Raw genomic sequence first — 1,490 nt, 5'->3', positions numbered from 1 at the left:
CGTGCTCGCGGGGGGGGGGGGGGGGGGGCCCACCCCCCCCCCCACCCGCCGCGGCGGGGCGGGGCGCGCCCCCGCGCCCCCCCCCCCCCCCCCTTCGCGCAGCGCCTGGTCCCGGTCCGTACCCCTGCCCCGCTGCGCGCGGAGTACGCCTGTTCGGCGGCGCCCACCGGGACGGGCGAAAGGGGCGGAACGGATACTCCGGACATGGATGTCTCCCGCGCCCGCGCGCGTACCCGTGTCCGCCGTACCGTCCTCTCCCTCGCCGCCGGGGTCTGCGCCGCCGCGCTGACCGCCGGCTGCTCCGCGGACTCCGGGACGTCCGCGGCGCCCGGGCGGTCCACCGCGCAGGCCGCGGCGCCGCTCGCCGCCAACGACCTCCAGGACGACTACCAGGCCGTGATCAAGGACGTGCTGCCGTCCGTGGTGCAGATCGACGCGGCGGAGAGCCTCGGCTCCGGGGTGGTCTACGACGACAAGGGGCACATCGTCACCAACGCGCACGTGGTCGGCGAGGAACGGAGCTTCCGGGTCACCGCCGCCACCGGCGGGGAGCCGGTCGCGGCCCGGCTCGTCGCCACCTATCCGGAGCAGGACCTCGCGGTGATCCGGCTGGAGTCGGTGCCCGACGGGCTGAAGCCGGCCCGGTTCGGCGACTCCGCGAAGGTCGAGATGGGGCAGATCGTGCTGGCGATGGGCTCCCCGCTGGGCCTCTCCGGCAGCGTCACCCAGGGCATCGTCTCCGCCACCGGCCGGACCGTCAGCGAGGGCCGGACCGACGGGGGCACCGGCGCCACCATCGGCAACATGGTGCAGACCTCGGCCGCGATCAATCCCGGCAACAGCGGGGGCGCGCTGGTCGACCTGGACGGCCAGGTCATCGGCATCCCGACGCTCGCCGCCAGCGACCCGGCGATGGGCGGCGGCGCCGCCCCCGGCATCGGCTTCGCGATCCCCGCCTCGATGGTGCGGACCGTCGCCGACCAGATCATCAAGGACGGCAAGGTCACCGACTCGGGCCGGGCCGCCCTCGACATCACCGGGCGAACGGTCCTGGACGACGCGTACGAGCCGGCCGGCGTGGCCGTGGTGGAGGCCGAGGCGGGCGGCGCGGCGGCGGACGCGGGACTGCGGGCGGGCGATGTGATCACCCGGCTCGCGGACGACGACATCACGACGATCACCTCGCTCGCGGAGTCCCTGGCGGACCGCAGCCCGGGGGACGTGGTGTCGGTGACGTACGTGCGGGACGGGGAGACCCGCAAGGCGGAGGTCACGCTCGGCGAGATGTGACGGCGCCGGGTGCGGGAAGGGGGCGGGGGTCGGGTACGGGACGAGACAGGCGTACGGGAAGGGGCGGCGTACGGGAAGGGGCGGCGTACGGGAAGGGGGGGGGGCCCGCGGGGGGCCCCCCCCCCGATAATAGCAAACCCGCAGACGCCCCAGGGGGCGCGCCGCCACGCGGGGGGGCGATGTGTGGGTGTGGGGAGGAG

1 protein-coding gene is annotated in these 1,490 nt (G+C 76.3%); it reads left to right on the top strand.

The annotated features are described in order from the left end of the window. Window positions 1–204: 204 nt before the first annotated feature. A complete protein-coding gene (locus ACFW1I_RS22320; RefSeq protein ID WP_384672647.1) occupies window positions 205–1,290 on the top strand; it encodes a S1C family serine protease in 1,086 nt (361 codons plus the stop codon). Window positions 1,291–1,490: the final 200 nt, after the last annotated feature.

This window comes from Streptomyces sp. NPDC058955 (assembly GCF_042741435.1).
Taxonomy (GTDB): domain Bacteria; phylum Actinomycetota; class Actinomycetes; order Streptomycetales; family Streptomycetaceae; genus Streptomyces.
Note: the sequence above shows the minus strand (reverse complement) of the source record. Positions and strands in the feature narration are given on the sequence as shown.